This window comes from Lysobacter enzymogenes (genome assembly GCF_017168095.1).
GTDB classification, from domain to species: domain Bacteria; phylum Pseudomonadota; class Gammaproteobacteria; order Xanthomonadales; family Xanthomonadaceae; genus Lysobacter; species Lysobacter enzymogenes_D.
This window is the reverse complement of record NZ_LXSD01000056.1, coordinates 1-867: the sequence shown is the minus strand read 5'-3', so window position 1 is coordinate 867 and position 867 is coordinate 1. Positions and strand designations below refer to the sequence as shown.

The window sequence follows — 867 nt, the reverse complement described above, 5'->3', positions numbered from 1 at the left end:
CCCAGGCCAGCGCGCGCAGGCCGAAGCCGCGTTGCGCGCCGCCGCCGCCGAGCGCGACCAGCACCGCCGCGCCCAGCAGCACCGCGCCGTACAGCGCCAGCGCGACCGGGCCCGGCAGGATCCGCGACAGCATCCACACCGCCATGCCGAGGAACACCAGGCCGAACACGCGCTGCACGCCGACCATCCACGGCCCGCTGGTCGGCAGGCCCTTGCCGGCGGCGACGCCGAAGGCGAGCAGCGGCGCGCCCATGCCCATCGCCAGGAAGAACAGCGCCGCGCCGCCGAACAGCGGGTCGCGGGTCTGGCCGATGTAGAGCACCGCGGCGGCCAGCGGCGGCGCCACGCACGGGCCGACGATCAGCGCCGACAGCGCGCCCATGATCGCCACGCCCGTCCACGAGCCGCTGCGCTGGCGGTCGCTGACCTCGCCGACCAGGCTGCGCAGCCTGTGCGGCAGCTGCAGTTCGAACAGGCCGAAGCTCGACAGCGCCAGGGCCACGAACAGCGCCGCGAACAGCACGATCACCCACGGCGTCTGGAACGCGATCTGCAGGTTGGCGCCGACCAGCCCGGCGACGACGCCCGCGATCGTGAACACCACCGCGCTGGCCAGCACGTACACCAGCGACAGCGCGAACGCGCGGCGCGCGCCCAGGCCCGGGCCGCGGCCGACGATCAGGCCCGACAGGATCGGGATCATCGGCAGCACGCATGGGGTGAAAGCCAGCAGCAGGCCGAAGCCGAAGAAGGTCAGCAGGGCGAAGTAGCGGTTGGGACCGGACAGCGAGGCGGCGAGCAGGCTGTCTTCGGCTTGCGGCGCGGCCTCGGCGGGCGCGGCGGGCGGCGCGGCCGGTGTGCCGATGG

The 867-nt window shown here is 74.7% G+C and carries 1 protein-coding gene; it reads right to left on the bottom strand.

Annotated features, from left to right (window positions below; translation table 11 throughout):
• Positions 1–867, bottom strand: an 867-nt coding sequence (locus A7A76_RS01605; protein WP_206409555.1) for a cytochrome c biogenesis protein CcdA, incomplete at both ends; no start/stop codon positions are given.